Annotated in this window: 1 protein-coding gene; it reads left to right on the forward strand. The window is 60.9% G+C overall.

The window, feature by feature from the left end:
* The first annotated feature begins 204 nt into the window (after positions 1-204).
* Entirely contained in the window at positions 205-1,143 is a 939-nt protein-coding gene (locus tag EN893_RS34905; RefSeq protein WP_127270070.1) for an IS110 family transposase, read from the forward strand.
* The last annotated feature ends 22 nt before the right edge of the window (positions 1,144-1,165 follow it).

Below are 1,165 nucleotides of genomic sequence, written 5' to 3' on the forward strand. Positions count from 1 at the left end.
GGCGCCGCCCCTTGTATCTGCACGAGATGATTATGTGCGATGGAAGCGATTGAGCCTCGGGCCGGATGGCCATCCGGCCCGAGGCTTGGCGAAGTCGCCCGCTGCCCCTCCGGCTACAACCGTCAATGAGCTTGGGATCTTCGCCTTTGTCACGCACGACCGAATAGTCGCTTGGCTCCAATCGCACGAACAAGGCAGGTTACCGTGAACAACATTATTTGTGGAGTTGATGTTTCGAAAGATTGGCTGGACGCCCATATCCGGCCGGGCGCTGCGTTTGCTCGCTTCGCCAACGACGCAGCGGGACTAGGCGAGTTGCTGGTGTTTTGCCGCGGCCATCGTGTCGAGCTCGCGGTTATGGAGGCCACGGGCGGTTATGAGCGGTTGGCCTTTCTGTGGCTTTGGGAGAACGGCCTGCCTTGCGGCATCGTCAATCCTCGCAGCGTGCGTCGCTTCGCCGAAGCAATGGGCACCTTCGAGAAAACCGATCGCATCGACGCGGCCGTGATCGCCCATTACGCGTCGGTCAAGCAGATCGTGCCGGCGGCGCCGCCCAGTCCCGCGCAGCAGCGACTGAAAGTCTTGGTTTCCAGGCTTTCCCAAGTCACCGGCGACATCACCGTCAACAAGCAGCGCAAGAGCGCCACCACAGACGCCGAGACGCTGGCCAGTCTCTCCACGGTGCTGACCTGCCTCAAGCGCGAGGAGAAGCGGCTGGCTGGCGAGGTGGCCTCGCTGATTGACGATGATCCGTTGTGGGCCAGGCTCGACATGACATTCCGCGTCTTCAAGGGCTTGGCTGACCGCACCGTTGCCCGTCTGTTGGCGGAGGTCCCCGAGATCGGCATCGTCTCCAACAAGGCCATCGCCAAGCTGGTGGGGCTCTCGCCTTTCGCCAATGATAGCGGCAAACGCGAGGGACCTCGTAATATTCGGGGCGGTCGCACCGGGCCGCGTGGCATTCTCTTTATCGTTGCCCGGCACGTCGCCAGGTACGATCCTCATCTGCAAGCTTTCGCCGAACGGTTGCAAAAGGCTGGCAAAACCAAAATGGTCATCCGCATGGCGCTGGCGCGAAAACTCCTCGTCATTCTCAATGCAAAAGCACGCGATGCGCGCATGGAGTTCGCCAATGCAACTTGACACCACAGATAGTCGCTCATTG

Origin of the sequence: Mesorhizobium sp. M7A.F.Ca.CA.004.04.2.1 (genome assembly GCF_004022825.1) — a bacterium.
In the GTDB taxonomy this organism is placed as follows: domain Bacteria; phylum Pseudomonadota; class Alphaproteobacteria; order Rhizobiales; family Rhizobiaceae; genus Mesorhizobium.